Below are 15,599 nucleotides of genomic sequence, written 5' to 3'. Positions count from 1 at the left end.
CGTCCCGCGCTCACCGCGCGCGGCGGGCCAGGTGCACGACGTCCGGAACACCCCGGGCCACCGCGATCTCGCGGGTCTCCACATCGGTGAAGCCGGCCGCCCGCAGCGCCTCCTCGAAGGCCGGGGACGGCCGGGCGCTCCACACCGCCAGCACCCCGCCCGGCTCCAGCCGGTGCCGGAGCAGCGCCAGCCCGTCCGGGCCGTACAGCCCGGCGTTGGCGTCGGTGACCGTCCAGTCCGGACCGTTGTCGACGTCCAGGCAGAGCGCGTGGTAGCGGGCACCGTCGCCGTCGGCCAGGTACGCCAGCAGGTCGACGGACAGCACCTCGACCCGGGGATCGTCCAGCGCGCCGCCCGAGAAGGCCGCCAGCGGGCCGCCCCGGTGCCAGTCGACGACCGCGCTCTCGCGCTCCACCACGGCGATCCGCCCCCAGCGCGGCTCGGCCGCCGCGTGGGCCAGCGAGAAGCCGACGCCCAGCCCGCCGATCAGCACGGAGGGCTCCGCCACCGGCCCGGTGCGGTCCAGCTCGTCCAGCGCCGCCGCGACCAGCAGCCGCTCGGAGCGCCCGTCGGCGGTGTCCATCAGGAAGCAGCCGTTGGCGATGATCTCGTAGTGGCCGCCGCGGCGCCGCAGCACCACCTCCCCGAAGGGGCCCTCGCGCCGGTCGAGCGTGACGACGGCCGCGGAGCCGTCCCGGTCGGGCAGTGCGGTCGACATGCGGCGGTTCCTCCGCGGTGCTCGGGGACACGGGTGCACGGGCCGGCCGACCGCCGGACCGCCCGGCCGAGGATAGTCCCAACCGCCGCCGGCCGCCCCGCGTTTTCACGTCGTGGCCAGCACCCCGACATACGAGACCCCCGCGACGACCACCCAGGAGCCCAGCCCGAGCAGGGCGATCCGGCCCCCGGTGCGCACCATGGTCGGCAGGTGGACGGCGCTGCCGAGCCCGAACAGCGCGGCCGCGAGCAGCAGTTCCTGGGCGTCCCCGGCGAGGGTGAGGGTCCGCTCGGGCAGCACCCCGGTGGTGCGCAGCGCGATCATGGCCAGGAACCCGGCGACGAACAGCGGCACCAGCGGCGGCCGCTTGCCGGTGGCCGGCCCGGTGCCGGCGCGCCGGTGGGAGCGCCGGACGGCCACCGCGACCCCGGCGACCAGCGGCGCGAGCAGGACCACCCGCATCAGCTTGACCAGCACGGCCTCGCGCAGCGCGCCCGCCCCGCCGGTCTGCGCGGTGGCGACCACCTGCCCGACGTCGTGCACGCTGGCGCCGACCCAGCGGCCGAAGCCGCTCGCGTCCAGGCCCAGCGGGTGCTGGAGCAGCGGCAGCACGGCGATGGCCAGGGTGCCGCAGAGGGTCACCAGGGCGACGGAGGCGGCGACGTCCTCCTCCTCGCTGCCGGCGGCCTGGCTGACCGCGCCGATCGCCGAGGCGCCGCAGATCGAGTAGCCGGTGGCGACCAGCAGCGGCTGGTCGCCGGGCAGCCCGAGCCGGCGCCCGAGCCAGAGGGTTCCGGCGAAGGTGGCGGTGACCACCGCGAGGACCATGGCGACGGTGGCCCAGCCGAGGCCGAGCACGTCGTCGAGGCTCAGTTTGAGGCCGAGCAGCACGATGCCCACCCGCATCAGCCGCTTGCCGGCGGTGGAGAGCCCGGGCCGGGCGACACCGCGGACCACCGGCCGCAGACCGGGCAGGTGGGCGGCGGCGACGCCGAGCAGCACGGCGGCGGTGAGCTTGGGCACGGCGGGGACGGCCCGGTGGACGGCGATCGCGGCGGCGACGCCGAGCGCGGCGAGCAGCAGGCCGGGGACGTCCCCGCCGAGCGGGGGCAGGGTGCGGGTGCGGGACGGGCGGACCGCGCGGTCCCGGAGGGTCAGGGCCATGCGGGGCTCACCGCTGCTCGTCGGCGGGCAGCCGGTAGACGCGCCGGATGCTGGTGCCGAGCCGGGAGACGTCGGCGCCGTACACGTGGAGGGAGATCGCGGTGGAGCCGCAGGCGTTGCGCACCAGGTGGATGTCCCCGGGCGGGGCGAAGGCGGCGACGCTGCCGACCGGGCCGACCACGTGCTCGGTCTCGACGAGGTGCGCGGTGCGCCCGTCGGAGACCAGCCGGTAGCGGGTCTCGCTCTCCTGGCCCTCGTGGACGCCGGCCACGCACCAGGAGACGTGGTCGTGGATCGGGGTGGACTGGCCGGGCAGCCAGACCAGGGCGACGACGGAGAAGGATCCGTCGCTCTCGGCGTGCAGGACGTGCTGGCGGTAGCGCGCCGGGTCGCCCTCGCGCTGGTCCGCGGTGAGCAGTTCGGCGTCGCCGAGGTGCGGGGCGAGCCGTTCGCCGACCAGGTAGGCGGTGAGCTCGGGCGGCAGGCCGCGGTCCACGACCGCGCGGATCCCGCCGACGAGTGCGGTCATGCGCTCGGTGAGCCGGCCAGGGCCGACCGTCGCTGACATTGTCATGCCAGCAGGTTGGTCGCCGCCGACCCATCACGTCCAAGGAGGGTTCTTTCGCCGTTCCCCCACCGGAGCTTATGGATCGGGGCGCGGTCAGCAGCCCACCCGCGCCGCGGCGGCCTGCCGCAGGTGGTCCAGGACCAGCGCGGTCGCCGGGATCCTCCGGTGCTCCCGGAGCACGTACGCGCTCACCTCGCGCCGCAGGTGCGGCTCGACGGCCCGGCCGGTGACCTTGCGGTGGCACATGAAGGAGAGCACCAGGGCGGGCATCAGCGCGATCCCGACCCCGGCGGCGACCAGGCTCTGCACGGCGAGGTTGTCGTCGGTGGAGAACACGATGTCCGGGGCGAAGCCCTGCTCGGCGCAGACCTGGAGCAGGTTGGCCCGGCAGCGCGGGCAGCCGGCGATCCAGCGCTCGCGGTCGAGGTCGGCCAGCCGGACGGCGTGCCGGCGCCCGAGCGGGTGGCCGACCGGCAGCAGCACCGTCAGCAGGTCCTCCATCAGCGGGATCTCGTCCAGCTCGTCGGGCACCTCGGCGGGCGCTCCCGGGTAGCGGAAGGCCAGCGCGATGTCGCACTCGCCGCGCAGCAGCCGCTGCACCGAGTCCGGCGGCTCGGCCTCCAGGAGTTCGACCCGCACACCGGGGTGCTCGGCGAGCAGCCGGGCCATCGCCTCCGGTATCAGGGTGGCGTTGGCGCTGGGGAAGGCGCAGACCCGGACGCGTCCGGCCCGCAGCCGGCCCAGCGCGGCGAGCTGCTGCTGGGCGGCGGAGAGGCTGCCGAGGATCTGCTCGGCGTGCCGGGCGAGCGCCTCGCCGGCCTCGGTGAGCCGCAGCCCGCGCCCGGCCCGGGTGAACAGCGGCAAGCCGACGGTGCGCTCCAGGGCCTTCATCTGCTGGGTGATGGCGGGCTGGGTGTAGCCGAGTTCACGGGCGGCCGCCGAGTAGGAGCCGGCCCGCACGACCTCGTGGAAGGTCCTGATGTGCCGTGAGTCGAACACCGGCTCCATGTGTCCCTCCGCCCGGCCGTCGCGTCGCTGTCCGGCAATCATAAGCAGAGTTTGGAGGTACCGATCCAGACCTCGGCCGTACCTATGGTTTACCGGCGAACCGCCCGCCCCCGGCCACCCGTCCGCACCCGGACCGCCCGCGGTCGCCCACCGCCGTCCGCGGCCGCTCGCCGCCGCTCGCCCCCGCTCACGCCCGGGCGGACGGCGGCAGCCCCATCGACACCTCGGCCGGCGCCACCGGGGCCCCGCCGCGCGCGCTCGGGCTGCGCCGGCTGCGCCGCTCGACCCAGTGGGCGAACCAGGAGAGCAGCAGGCACATCCCGATGTAGACCGGCGCGATCACCATCACCACCGGGATGAACGGCAGGTCGTAGTCCAGGTTGGCGGCGATCAGCTTGCCGGCGTGCAGGAACTCCTCGTAGGTGATCAGGAAGCCCAGCGAGGTGTCCTTGAGCGCCACCACCAGCTGGCTGATGATCGCCGGCAGCATCGCCCGGGCGGCCTGCGGCACCAGCACGTACGCCATCACCTGGGACTTGCGCATCCCGAGCGCGAAGGCGGCCTCCCCCTGCCCCTTGGGCACCGCCAGCACACCGGCCCGGAACACCTCGGCGAGCACCGAGCCGTTGTAGAGCACCAGCCCGGCCACCAGCGCCCAGAGCGGGGCGACCTTGAGCGCGACGAAGATGAAGAAGATCATCACCAGCACCGGCATGGCCCGGAAGAACTCCACCACCAGGGTGGACAGCAGGCGCACCACCCGGTGGTCGGAGAGCCGCCCGACGGCGAACAGCGCACCGAACGGCAGCGCGAACAGCACCGTCCAGCCGAAGGCCTTGAGGGTGTTGGCGAGCCCGCGCAGCAGCAGGTCCTGGACGCCCTTGTACTGGAAGGCCGTCCACTTGGCCGCGGTGAACTGGTGGGTGTGGAAGAGCATGTAGACGATCCAGCCGATCAGCGCGGCGATCGCCAGCAGCGCGATGCCGCCGTACAGCCGGTGCCGGGCCAGCGCCTTCGGGCCGGGGACGTCGTACAGCGCCGAGGATTCCGCCGTCATCGCGACACCGCCAGTCGTCGTTCCAGCAGGTTGAACACGGCGCTGATGGCCAGGGTGATGATCAGGTAGCCGACGGCGATCCAGACGAAGGTCCAGACGATGCTGTAGCCCAGCTCGTTGATGGTCCGGTAGCTGCCGAGCAGTTCGGTGACGCTGAACGAGCCGGCGATCGCCGTGTTCTTCGCCAGGGCGATCATCACACTGCCGATCGGGGCCACCACCGAGCGGTACGCCTGCGGCAGCACCACCAGCCCCATCGTCTGGCCGAAGGTCATGCCCAGGCTGCGCGCCGCCTCGCCCTGCCCGACCGGCACGGTGTTGACGCCCGACCGCATCGCCTCGCAGACGAACGCGGAGGTGTAGCAGCCGAGCGCGAGCACCGCGAAGGTGAAGAACGGCAGGGTGATGTCGAACCGCGGCAGGCCCAGCACGACGATGAAGAACAGCAGGGTCAGCGGGGTGTTGCGCAGCAGGGTCACCCAGACGGTGCCGAACACCCGCAGCGGCCGCACCGGGGAGACCCGGAAGCTCGCCATCAGCACCCCGAGCACCAGCGCCAGCACGGCGCTCACCGCGAACAGCTGGAGGGTGCCGAGGAAGCCGTCCCAGTAGGTCGACCAGTTGTCGGTCAGCGTCTTCACAGCCCGGCCCCTCCTCAGTACCGGTCGATCGGCGGCGGGGCGGGCGCGGGCTCCCCGGACAGGCCGAGGGTCGCGTCGAACGCCTTCTTCCAGTCGCCGTTCTCCTCGTGGTGCGCCAGCGCGTCGTTGAGCGCGGCGCGCAGCACCGTGTCGTTCTTCGGCGTGCCGATCCCGTACGGCTCCTGGGAGAACAGCGGCCCGACCACCTTGAGCTCGTCCGGCACCTTGGCCGCGTAGCCCAGCAGGATGGTGTTGTCCGTGGTGACGGCGTCGACCTGGGAGGTGATCAGGTTGTCCACGCAGGCCGAGTAGGTGTCGTAGCCGATCAGCTTCGCCTTCGGGTACTGCTTCTGGATCCGCTGGTACGGCGTGGAGCCGGCCGCCGAGCAGACCTTCCGGCCGTCCAGGTCCTCGGGGCCGTTGATGTCCTTGTTGCTCTTGCGCACCAGCAGCGACTGCCCGGCCAGGAAGTACGGTCCGGCGAAGCCGACCAGCTTCTTGCGGTTGTCGTTGATGGTGTAGGTGCCGACGTAGTAGTCCACCTGGCCGTTCTGCAGCGCGGTCTCGCGGTTGGCGGAGGCGATGGTCCGGAACTCGATCCGGTCCGGGCCGAACCCGAGGTCGGCGGCGACCATCTTGGCGATCTCGACGTCGAAGCCGGAGTACTCGCCGGTGGCCGGGTTCTTCTGGCCCAGGTAGGGCTGGTCCTCCTTGGCGCCGACCACCAGGTGCCCGCGTTCGCGGGCCGCGTCCAGGGTCGGCGAGCCGCTCACCGGGGTCCCGGCCGCCACCTGGTAGCTGGGCAGCGCGCTGGGCTGCGGCCCCTTGGGCGGCGGCGTGCCCTCCTTGCCGCAGCCGGACAGCAGCAGGGCCGGCAGTACCGCGGCGGCCGCCAGGGTCACGATCCTCTTCACGGGCCCGGCCTCAGTGCTTCAGGATCTTGGAGAGGAAGTCCCGGGCGCGCTCGCTCTCCGGGGCGCCGAAGAAGTCCTCCGGGGCGCGGTCCTCGACGATCCGCCCGTCGGCCATGAAGACCACCCGGTTGGCGGAGGCGCGGGCGAACCCCATCTCATGGGTCACCACGACCATCGTCATGCCCTCGTGCGCCAGCCGGCGCATCACGTCCAGCACCTCGTTGATCATCTCGGGGTCGAGCGCCGAGGTCGGCTCGTCGAACAGCAGTGCCTTGGGGTCCATCGCCAGCGCCCGGGCGATCGCCACCCGCTGCTGCTGGCCCCCGGAGAGCTGCGCCGGGTACTTGTCCGCGTGCGCGGCCAGCCCGACCCGCTCCAGCAGCGCCCGGGACTTGGCATCGGCCTCCGCCCGGCTCCGCCCGCGCACCTTCACCTGTGCCAGCGAGACGTTCTGCAGCACGGTCCGGTGCGCGAACAGGTTGAAGGACTGGAAGACCATCCCGACCTCGGCACGTAACCGGGCCAGCCCCTTGCCCTCCTCCGGCAGGGGCCGGCCGTCGATCACGATGGAGCCCGACTCGACCGGCTCCAGCCGGTTGATGGCCCGGCAGAGCGTGGACTTCCCGGAGCCGGAGGGGCCGATCACCACCACGACCTCGCCCCGGCCGACGGTCAGCTCGATGTCCTGCAGGACGTGCAGCGCCCCGAAGTGCTTGTTGACGCCGCGCAGCTCGATCAACGGGATGAAGCCGCCGGGGCCGGGCGCGGCGGGCGGCTCGGCGGCGGCGCTCACCTCCCGCGCCGCCCCTTCAGCAGCCACCCGAGCGCCACACCGGCGACCAGGGTGGCCAGCAGCGCGATCCAGAGCGGAGCGGTCACGGTGAACACCCAGAACTGGATCTTCACCTTGTCGAGGTTGGCGAACAGGAACCACACCGCGAGGACGACGATGACGCCGATCCCGATGTAGCGGGTGGGAATCCCGCCGATCTCACTGCGCTTGGCACCGGAGGAGTCCGAAATCTTGGTCACCCGAGCATTCTGCGGGCGCTTGGGCGCATTTGCCCGTATACGCGGCCGGGAGTCGCCCGCACGGGACCCTCCGGGCCCGTGCGGACTCACCTCCCGTCACTCCCCGCCACGCTCCGTCAGCGTTCGTCGCGCCAGGAGCGCCAGAGCGCCGCGTACGGACCGCCCGCCGCCACCAGCTGGGGGTGGCTGCCGTACTCGCTGATCCGCCCGTCCTCGACCACCGCGATCACGTCCGCGTCGTGCGCGGTGTGCAGCCGGTGCGCGATGGCGATCACCGTCCGCCCCTCCAGCACCCGGGAGAGCGAACGCTCCAGGTGCCGGGCGGCCCGCGGGTCCAGCAGCGAGGTGGCCTCGTCCAGCACCAGGGTGTGCGGATCGGCCAGCACCAGCCGGGCCAGCGCCAGCTGCTGGGCCTGCGGCGGCGTCAGCGCGGTGCCGCCGGAGCCGACCTCGGTGTCCAGCCCGGCCGGCAGCGCGTCCACCCACGCCCCGGCGTCCACGGCGTCCAGCGCCCCGCGCAGCTCCGCGTCGTCGGCCCCCGGCGAGGCCAGCCGCAGGTTGTCGCGCAGGGTGCCGACGAAGACGTGGTGCTCCTGGTTGACCAGCGCGACCTCGGCGCGCACCCGCTCGGCCGGCATCCGCGACAGCGCCGCCCCGCCGAGCGTCACACTGCCCCGGCCGGGCGCGTAGATCCCGGCCAGCAGCCGGCCCAGGGTGGACTTGCCCGCCCCGGACGGCCCGACCAGCGCCACCCGGCTGCCGGGCGCGACGTCCAGGCTGATGCCGTGCAGCACATCGGCGCCCTCCCGGTAGCCGAAGCGCACGTCCCGCGCCTCGACCCGCCGCCCGCTCGGCCGGACCTCGTCGTCGCCCCGCTCCGGCGGCACCTCGTGCACGCCGACCAACCGGGCCAGCGAGGCCTGCCCGATCTGCAGCTCGTCGTACCAGCGCAGGATCAGATCGACCGGCGCGACCAGCGCCTGGGCGTAGAGCACCCCGGTGGTGAGCTGGCCCACGGTGATCCAGCCGCGCAGGGCGAACAGCCCGCCGAACACCAGCGGACCGAGCACGGCCAGCGTGTACGCCGCGTCGACGGTCGGGAACCAGGCCGAGCGCAGCCAGAGGGTGTACCGCTCCCAGGCGATCCACTCCGCCAGCTTGCGGTCGGTCAGCCGGACCCGCTGCTCGCCCAGCCGCAGCGCCTCCACCGTCCGTCCGGCGTCCACCGTCTCGGCCAGGACGGAGTTCACCGCCGCGTAGCCCGCCGACTCGTTGCGGTAGGACTGCGGGGCACGCCGGAAGTACCAGCGGGAGGAGACCAGCAGCAGCGGCAGGCCGATCAGCGAGGTGAGCGCGAGCAGCGGCGAGGTGACCACCAGCGCGCCGAGCACCAGCAGCAGCGAGACGATCGCCACGGCCAGCTCCGGCACCGCCTCGCGCACCGACTTGTCCAGCCGGTCGATGTCGGTGGTGCCCCGGGAGACCAGGTCCCCCGTCCCGGCCCGCTCCAGGACGCCGGTCGGCAGCGCCACCGAGCGGACCAGGAAGTCCTCCCGCAGATCGGCCAGCACCCGCTCGCCGAGCACGGCGCCGCGCAGCCGCGACCACCAGGTGAACGCGGACTGCACCGCGAGCGCCAGCAGGTACCACGCCACGGCGACCGTGATGGTGGACCCCGCGGTGCCGGTGGCCAGCGACTCGACGAGCGTGCCGAGCACCCAGGGGCCGACCAGCCCGGCCACCGTGGCCACCGAGTGCAGCCCGACCACCCCCGAGAAGGCGGCCCGGTGACGCCGGGCCAGCAGCCGCAGATAGCCGCGCACGGCGGCCGGGGAGCCGACCGGCAGGGTGGTGGCCGGCCGCTGCTCCTGGTGGACGGGGGGCTTCATGCGTCACTCCTCGACTCGGTCCGGTGGTTGTCCCACCCGGCGCACCCGGCACCGGCGGTGCTGACGGCCTGAACGGCCCGGACAGCCCGCGCCGCCGGGCCGGGAGGCCGCCGACGGTTCACCGCCGCTCCCCGTCCGGCACCGGCTCCTCCGCGCGGGTGACCACCGCCCGGTAGGCCGGCTCACCGCGCATCAGCTCCCGGTGGACGCCGGCCGCCGCCACCCGCCCGTCGCGGACCAGTACCACCCGGTCGGCCTGGTCGAGCAGCAGCGGGCTGGTGGCGAAGAGCACCGTGGTGCGCCCCTCGCGGTTCTTCCGCAGCCCGGCGGCGATCCGGGACTCGGTGTGCGCGTCCACCGCGCTGGTCGGCTCGTCCAGCACGAGCACCGGCGGGTCGGCCAGCAGCGAACGGGCCAGCGCCAACCGCTGCCGCTGCCCGCCGGACAGCGACCGCCCTCGCTCGGTGATCTCCGCCGCCATCACCTCGCCCGCGACCTCGGGCGACCCGTCCGCCAAGGCGTCCAGGACGTCCTGGGCGCGGGCCGCGGCAAGGGCCTCCCAGGGATCGACCCGGCCGGAGGCGGGCACGTCGAACAGCGCCGCCAGGGTGCCGGAGAGCAGCACCGGCTCCTTGTCGTGCACCAGCACGGCGGCCCGCGCCTCGGCCAGCGGGACGGCGTCCAGCTCGGTGCCGCCGAGCCGGACGGACGCCTGCGCCCGCCCGTCCTCCGCCACCGGGACGTGCCCGCCGAGCCGTTCGGCGAGCGCCCCGGCGAGGTCCGGGTCGCCGCAGACCACGGCGGTCAGCTCGCCGGCCCGGGCGGTCAGCCCGGTGACCGGGTCGAACAGGTCGGAGCGCGCCGGGTCGGCCAGGGCGCCGGACCCGGTGCCCTCCGTCCGGGCCAGCGAGAGCACCCGCACGGCGCGCCCGGCGGAGACCCGGGCCACGCTCCACGCGTGCGCGGCCTCGCCGAGGATCCGCAGCGGCGCGGCGAGGAAGGCCGTGGCGCCGTAGACCGCGACCAGGGTGCCGACCGAGATCCGCCCGTCGGCCGCCAGACGGGCGCCGTACCAGGTGATGCCGACCACGAAGAGACCGGGCAGCAGCACCTGCTGGGCCTGCATCAGCGACCAGATCCGGGCCGAGCGGACGGCCGCGGTGCGGACCTTCTGGGAGGCGGCCCGGTACCGTTCGAGGAAGAGCTCCTCGCCGCCGATGCCGCGCAGCACCCGCAGCCCGGCGACCGTGTCGGCGGCCAGCTCGGTGGCCTTGCCGCCGAGGGCGCGCTGCTCGGTGTAGCGGCGCTCGAACGGTCCGAGCAGCGGCCAGACCGAGACGGCGAGCACCGGCACCCCGAGCAGCACGGCCAGCCCGAGCACCGGCTCGACGGTCAGCACCGCGGCGCTGACCGCCAGCCAGACGGCGACCGCCCCGCGCAGCCGGGCGACGAGTTCGACGTACCAGCCGATCTTCTCGACGTCCCCGCTGCCGACCGCGACGATCTCACCGGTGGCGATCCGCCGGGACAGCCCGGCGCCGAGGTGCGAGGCCTGGCGGGCGACCAGCTGGCGGACCTGGGTGGCGGCGTGGATCCAGTTCCAGACCGCCTGGCGGTGCAGCAGCACGGTGCCGAGCGCGGACACCGCGGCCAGCGCGAGGGCGAGCGCACCGGCCCGCCACAGGGCGCCGGAGTCCCCGTCGACGACGGCCTGGACGCCGAGGCCCACCGGCACCGGCAGGGCGGCCTGACAGCCCATCTCGACCAGCGCCCAGCAGGTGGCGAGCACCTGCCCGCGCCGCTGGCCGCGCTGGAGCCAGCGCAGGAGGGCGAGTGGGGAGGAGAGGTCGGGCCGACCGGGATCGGCCAGGGGAAGGGTTTTGAGCAGCATGACGCTCCCATCCGGGGCGGTGCGGGCGAGGGAGGCGGGGGCGGCCGGTAGGGTCACGGCCGTGGGTTCGTCAGGAGGTCATGGCAGCGAGACTGCCAATTCGGATGTGACCTGCGCAACAGGTTTTCCGGGCACCCGGCCGACGGCTTAGGGTTATGCATGCGCCGGTAGCAGGCGTCGGAAAATTCCCTCACCGGGGAACGCCTCCGGCCTCCGCACCGGTCGCGCCATCAGAACCACAGGGACGACCAGGAGAGGGCACTCCTTCCGTGAGCAACATCCCCAGCGTCACGCTCAACGACGGCACCCGGATCCCCCAGCTCGGCTTCGGGGTCTGGCAGGTGCCGGACGCGGAGGCCACCGCCGCCGTCCGCACCGCGATCGAGGTCGGTTACCGCTCGATCGACACCGCCGCGATCTACGAGAACGAGTCCGGCACCGGCAAGGCGATCACCGAGGCCCTGGCCGGCGGCGTCGCCCGCGAGGACCTCTACATCACCACCAAGCTGTGGAACTCCGGCACCCGCGACTGGTCCGGCGAGCAGGGCCGCGACGCCGTGCTGCGCGAGTTCGACGCCTCGCTGGACCGGCTCGGCCTGGACTACCTCGACCTCTACCTCATCCACTGGCCGCGGCCGATGCACGGCAGCTACCTCAACGTCTGGAAGGCGCTGGAGCAGCTGAAGGCCGACGGCCGGGTCCGCTCGGTCGGCGTCTCCAACTTCGGCACCGAGCAGCTCACCCGGATCGTCGAGGAGTCCTCGCTCCTCCCGGCGCTGAACCAGGTCGAGCTGCACCCGTACTTCCCGCAGCAGGAGCTGCGCGCCTTCCACGCGCAGCACGGCATCGCCACCGAGGCGTGGAGCCCGCTCGGCCAGGGCAAGGAGCTGCTGTCCGAGCCGGAGCTGGTCCGGATCGCCGCCAAGCACGGCCGCACCGTCGCCCAGGTGGTGCTCCGCTGGCACCTGCAGAGCGGCGTCATCGCGATCCCGAAGTCGGTCACCCCGTCGCGGATCAAGGAGAACCTGGACGTCTCCGGCTTCGAGCTGGACGCCGAGGACCTCGCCGCGATCGCCGGCATCGCCACCGGCACCCGGATCGGCCCGGACCCGCAGGGCTTCGACTGGAACTGACCGCCCCGGCGGCCCGCGGCCGCCCGACCGCGTGTCAACGGTGAAGGCCGCCCTCCCCCGAGCAGGGAGGGCGGCCTTCACCGTGTTGACCCGTGCGCACCGTCACCGGCCCGGGATCGGCGGGCCCTGAGCGACCGGCGGGCGGCTGGCGACCGACCGGCGACCGACTGGTGAATCGTTTTGGCTGACAACCACTGCGTTCCGGCTAGAGCCGGGCCGCCTTGGCGATCAGCGCGAGCGCCGCCTCGTGCTCCTCCTCCTCCAGCGGCGCCAGCAGCAGCTGCTGGACGCGGGCCACGCCCGCGGCCGAGCGGTGCAGCAGGTCCTGTCCCGCCGGTGAGAGCGAGAGCAGGTTGCGCCGTCCGTCCGAGGGGTCGCGGCGACGCTGGACCAGGCCGCGCCGGACCAGCCGGCTGACCATCTCGGCCATCGTGGCCTTGTCCAGCGAGGCCAGCTCGCCCACCGTGCGCTGGTCGGCGCCCGGCTCCAGTTCGAGGGCGTCGAGCACCGCGTACTGCGGCGCCGTCAGCTCCGAACCGACGTGCTCCGACCAGAGCTTGGTGTGCACCTGCTGGCTCACCCGGATCAGGTAGCCGATCGCCCGCTGGGCGTCCAGCATCGGTCGCGCGTCCGTGAGGACGGCGACCTGGGCCGGCTCCAGTCTGGCTATCTTGGCCATCACGCGGACGACCTCCAGCTGCTCCTCCGGAGTGAGCGGCTCGAAGAGCGTGCGCTGCACGCGGACCACTCCGCCGGTGGCCTCGCGGACAGCCTGGGCGCCGCTCTGCGAGAGAGCGAGCAGCTTGCGCCGGCCGTCGGCCGGGTCTCGGCGCCGCAGCACCAGGCCGCGCCGGACCAGCCGGGCGACCATCTCGGCCATCGTGGCCTTGTCGAGCGAGGCACGCTCGCCCACCGTGCGCTGGTCGGCGCCCGGTTCGAGGGCGAGGACCAGCAGGACAGCGAACTGCGGAGCCGTGAGGTCGGCTCCGACGTGTTCGGACCACAGACGGGTGTGGACCTGCTGTGCAACGCGGATGAGGTGTCCGGGCGACTGCTGCAGTCGCGCGGACACGCGGGTCGTCGGGATCTCCCCCAGCACCATGTATCCGTCCCGATGTCACACCCGGTGTGTGTGGGACACCCGGGTGGGGCAGTAACGGCGAGTGGGCGTCCCGCTGTTCGGGAGGGCGCTCCAGCCGTGCAGCCGGTGGCTGCTGGCGGACACTATACAAACGGCAGGCCCTCGCTGGCAGGCAGGGGCGGATAGTAGACGCAGGTTCGGCAACATTGGCATATTTACTCGCCGCGCCGACCCGCCGGTAACCCGTTCGCAGGAGAAAGCCGACCGGCCGGTCCTTACCCACGGTCACCTGCGCCTTCACCCTGGCCGCACCCCCTACTCGCCGGTAAGGTGTGGCCGTCGAGGCGGATCCGACCTCCGGAGCGGCCCGGTGGAACCCGAGTGCCCCCCGAGCGGTTCCTGGGAGTTTCCTGGACCCCGGCCCGCCGACCGGCCCGCCCGCGGGCCGCCTGCGGGCCGACTGCGGAGCGCGACCGACGCGGGACCGGCCGCGCTGCAATCCCTCGCCACCTGCAACTGACCTGCAACAACGCCCGATTGCCTCCGAGAGAGACGAGACCGAGCATGACCGAGCAAACCACCGCCCCCCGGGTCGCCGTCGTCACCGGCGCCGCGCGCGGACTGGGCGCCGCCACCGCCGTCCGCCTGGCCGCCGACGGCTACGCCGTGGCCGTCCTCGACCTGGAGGAGTCCGCCGGCCGGGAGACCGTCGAGCGGATCACCGCCGCCGGCGGCCGGGCCCTGGCCGTCGGCGCCGACGTCTCGGACGCCGGTCAGGTCCAGGCCGCCGTCGAGCGGATCGCCGCGGAGCTCGGCGCCCCGGTCGTCCTCGTCAACAACGCGGGCGTGCTCCGCGACAACCTGATCTTCAAGATGACCGAATCCGACTGGGACACGGTCATGAACGTGCACCTGCGCGGCGCGTTCCTGATGACCCGGGCGGTCCAGAAGTACATGGTGGACGCCGGTTTCGGACGCATCGTCAACCTGTCGTCCTCGTCCGCCCAGGGCAACCGCGGACAGGTCAACTACTCCGCCGCCAAGGCCGGTCTGCAGGGCTTCACCAAGACCCTGGCCATCGAGCTCGGCAGGTTCGGCATCACCGCCAACGCGGTCGCCCCGGGCTTCATCGCCACCGACATGACCGCCGCCACCGCCGCCCGGGTGGGCATGGACTTCGAGGACTTCAAGGCCGCGGCCGCCACCCAGATCCCGGTCCAGCGGGTCGGCGCGCCGGAGGACGTGGCCCACGCCATCGCGTTCTTCGTCTCCGAGGGCGCCGGCTTCGTCTCCGGACAGGTGGTGTACGTGGCCGGCGGCCCCCTCGACTGAGCCACCGAACCTACACAGGGTTACCACGGGGTGGGAACCGGCGCGGCCGGTCTCCCGCCCCGCTCCTTTTGCCCGGACTTGGGGAAAAGCACACGAACCCCTTACGGACATTCGATCCGAAAACGGCATTGGATCGTCCTGAAACAGACCGCGGCCGATCGGAGAACGGCTTTGCCGGGGAATTCCGAATGAGGCGGGGAATCACCCTGCGTTGCTGGGTAGGGTCACCGCCGTGCAAGCGCCGAGTGAACTGCCGGGCCGCCCGGAGCACCTGACCGCCCGCCGCGAGCGCCCGCGACCCTCCCCCGGCGAACCCGCCTGGCCGCCCCTGGGCCGCCGGCAGGCCGCCCTGCTGGGCCTGACCGCGCTCGGCTATTTGCTCGTGGTCGCCGCCGTCCTGCTGGACACCTCGCTGGTCGACCTGGACTGGAAGATACGCCTGTACCGGCCCTACGAGCACTGGCCCGACCTGCAACCCCTGCTCGACAACTGGGTGGTGGCCGGACAGCGCGGACCCTCCGCGCTCGCCGCGTTCGCCTGGCTCGGCTGGCGCGCGCGCCGGCTGGGCCGGATCCGGCCGCTGCTGGTGATGGGCTCCGCCCTGCTGCTGCTCAACCTCACGGTCGGCGGGGTCAAGATCGTCACCGGCCGGCTCGGCCCGCACTACGCCCACTACGTCGGCTCGCCCGAGCTGTTCTCCGGCGGCACCATCTTCCCGTCCGGGCACACCGCGAACGCGGTGGTCACCTGGGGCGTGCTGGCCTACCTGGCGGTCCGCTGGCGGCGCACCGGCGCCCTGCTGGCCGGCGCCACCGCCTGGTCGGTCGGCCTCACCACCGTCTACCTGGGCACCCACTGGGTCACCGACGTGCTGGCCGGCTGGGCCGCCGGCCTGCTGGTGCTGCTCTCGCTCCCGCTGCTGGAGCCCCTGGTGCACGCCGCCGAGCACCGGCTGACCCGGCGCCGGACCGCGGCTACCCCTCCCAGCTGCGGACCACCACCCCGTCGCGCACCGAGAGGTTGAGCCGCCCCTCCCGGTAGTCCATGGTCATCGCCGCCCCCTGCGGCAGCACCCGCACCGAGGCCCAGCCGTGCCGGCGGGCCAGCTCCTCGGCCCGCTCGACCCGCAGGCCCGCGTAACCCTCCGCGTCCGTGTCCGACATCGCCCCTC

General features: G+C 73.6%; 16 protein-coding genes. 3 read left to right on the top strand and 13 right to left on the bottom strand.

Annotation, left to right across the window (positions count from 1 at the left end):
* Window positions 1-10 precede the first annotated feature (10 nt).
* From ACFVFS_RS11050 to ACFVFS_RS11000, 11 genes are all read right to left on the bottom strand, one after another.
* Entirely contained in the window at window positions 11-718 is a 708-nt protein-coding gene (locus tag ACFVFS_RS11050) for a spermidine synthase (protein ID WP_380622537.1), read from the bottom strand.
* A gap of 105 nt (window positions 719-823) precedes the next feature.
* Entirely contained in the window at window positions 824-1,882 is a 1,059-nt protein-coding gene (locus ACFVFS_RS11045; protein ID WP_380622535.1) for a YeiH family protein, read from the bottom strand.
* Window positions 1,883-1,889: 7 nt separating this feature from the next.
* Window positions 1,890-2,450 (bottom strand): cysteine dioxygenase, encoded by a 561-nt coding sequence (locus ACFVFS_RS11040; protein WP_380622615.1) that lies wholly within the window; start codon window positions 2,448-2,450, stop codon window positions 1,890-1,892.
* Window positions 2,451-2,543: 93 nt separating this feature from the next.
* Window positions 2,544-3,449: a LysR family transcriptional regulator gene (locus ACFVFS_RS11035; protein ID WP_380622613.1), complete on the bottom strand. Its 906-nt coding sequence runs from the start codon at window positions 3,447-3,449 to the stop codon at window positions 2,544-2,546.
* 196 nt (window positions 3,450-3,645) lie between these two features.
* Window positions 3,646-4,515, bottom strand: a complete 870-nt coding sequence (locus ACFVFS_RS11030; protein ID WP_380622533.1) for an amino acid ABC transporter permease — start codon at window positions 4,513-4,515, stop codon at window positions 3,646-3,648.
* A complete protein-coding gene (locus ACFVFS_RS11025) occupies window positions 4,512-5,156 on the bottom strand; it encodes an amino acid ABC transporter permease (protein ID WP_380622531.1) in 645 nt (214 codons plus the stop codon). Before ACFVFS_RS11025 ends, ACFVFS_RS11030 begins: the two co-directional genes overlap by 4 nt.
* Window positions 5,157-5,170: 14 nt before the next feature.
* Window positions 5,171-6,070, bottom strand: a complete 900-nt coding sequence (locus ACFVFS_RS11020; RefSeq protein WP_380622529.1) for a glutamate ABC transporter substrate-binding protein — start codon at window positions 6,068-6,070, stop codon at window positions 5,171-5,173.
* 10 nt (window positions 6,071-6,080) lie between these two features.
* Window positions 6,081-6,815, bottom strand: a complete 735-nt coding sequence (locus ACFVFS_RS11015; protein WP_380622611.1) for an amino acid ABC transporter ATP-binding protein — start codon at window positions 6,813-6,815, stop codon at window positions 6,081-6,083.
* A 44-nt stretch (window positions 6,816-6,859) separates the two neighbouring features.
* Window positions 6,860-7,102 (bottom strand): lipopolysaccharide assembly protein LapA domain-containing protein, encoded by a 243-nt coding sequence (locus ACFVFS_RS11010; protein WP_380622527.1) that lies wholly within the window; start codon window positions 7,100-7,102, stop codon window positions 6,860-6,862.
* Between the two features lie 116 nt (window positions 7,103-7,218).
* Window positions 7,219-8,991 (bottom strand): ABC transporter ATP-binding protein, encoded by a 1,773-nt coding sequence (locus ACFVFS_RS11005; protein WP_380622525.1) that lies wholly within the window; start codon window positions 8,989-8,991, stop codon window positions 7,219-7,221.
* A 118-nt stretch (window positions 8,992-9,109) separates the two neighbouring features.
* On the bottom strand, window positions 9,110-10,882 hold the full coding sequence (locus ACFVFS_RS11000) for an ABC transporter transmembrane domain-containing protein (RefSeq protein ID WP_380622523.1): 1,773 nt from the start codon (window positions 10,880-10,882) through the stop codon (window positions 9,110-9,112).
* A gap of 269 nt (window positions 10,883-11,151) precedes the next feature.
* On the opposite strand from ACFVFS_RS11000, the gene ACFVFS_RS10995 reads away from it, so the two are divergent.
* A complete protein-coding gene (locus ACFVFS_RS10995; protein ID WP_380622521.1) occupies window positions 11,152-12,015 on the top strand; it encodes an aldo/keto reductase in 864 nt (287 codons plus the stop codon).
* 205 nt (window positions 12,016-12,220) lie between these two features.
* On the opposite strand, the gene ACFVFS_RS10990 is transcribed toward ACFVFS_RS10995, so the two are convergent.
* Window positions 12,221-13,087: a MarR family winged helix-turn-helix transcriptional regulator gene (locus ACFVFS_RS10990; RefSeq protein WP_380622519.1), complete on the bottom strand. Its 867-nt coding sequence runs from the start codon at window positions 13,085-13,087 to the stop codon at window positions 12,221-12,223.
* A gap of 573 nt (window positions 13,088-13,660) precedes the next feature.
* Here ACFVFS_RS10990 and fabG point away from each other — a divergent pair.
* Both fabG and ACFVFS_RS10980 read left to right on the top strand, forming a co-directional pair.
* Window positions 13,661-14,428 carry a 3-oxoacyl-ACP reductase FabG gene (gene fabG, locus ACFVFS_RS10985; RefSeq protein ID WP_380622517.1) on the top strand — a complete coding sequence of 256 codons (768 nt, stop codon included), beginning with the start codon at window positions 13,661-13,663 and terminating at the stop codon, window positions 14,426-14,428.
* 232 nt (window positions 14,429-14,660) lie between these two features.
* Complete coding sequence (locus tag ACFVFS_RS10980) at window positions 14,661-15,452, top strand: phosphatase PAP2 family protein (protein ID WP_380622515.1); 792 nt, start codon at window positions 14,661-14,663, stop codon at window positions 15,450-15,452.
* Here ACFVFS_RS10980 and ACFVFS_RS10975 read toward each other — a convergent pair.
* Window positions 15,403-15,591: an I78 family peptidase inhibitor gene (locus ACFVFS_RS10975; RefSeq protein WP_380622513.1), complete on the bottom strand. Its 189-nt coding sequence runs from the start codon at window positions 15,589-15,591 to the stop codon at window positions 15,403-15,405. The genes ACFVFS_RS10980 and ACFVFS_RS10975 overlap by 50 nt on opposite strands.
* Between the last annotated feature and the right edge of the window lie 8 nt (window positions 15,592-15,599).

Origin of the sequence: Kitasatospora sp. NPDC057692, assembly GCF_042799475.1 — a bacterium.
In the GTDB taxonomy this organism is placed as follows: Bacteria; Actinomycetota; Actinomycetes; order Streptomycetales; family Streptomycetaceae; genus Kitasatospora.
Note: the sequence above shows the minus strand (reverse complement) of the source record. Positions and strands in the feature narration are given on the sequence as shown.